General features: G+C 53.7%; 1 rRNA gene. It reads left to right on the top strand.

The features are described from left to right. A 23S ribosomal RNA gene (locus AC3B4V_RS16290) occupies nucleotides 1–259 on the top strand; the annotation flags it as partial.

The following is a 259-nucleotide window of genomic DNA, read 5'->3' as shown; positions in this document are numbered from 1 at the left end:
ACTAGGAGCCGATGAAGGACGCGACGAACAGCGATATGCTTCGGGGAGCAGTAAGTATGCTTTGATCCGAAGATTTCCGAATGGGGGAACCCACCATCCGTAATGGGATGGGACATGTTACGTGAATACATAGCGTAGCGTGAGGCAGACCCGGGGAACTGAAACATCTAAGTACCCGGAGGAAGAGAAAGCAAATGCGATTCCCTGAGTAGCGGCGAGCGAAACGGGAACAGCCCAAACCGGAGAGCATGCTCTTCGG

This window comes from Exiguobacterium sp. E17S, from assembly GCF_057772545.1.
The sequence above is the reverse complement of the archived record's forward strand: the minus strand, read 5'-3'. Positions and strand labels throughout refer to the sequence as shown.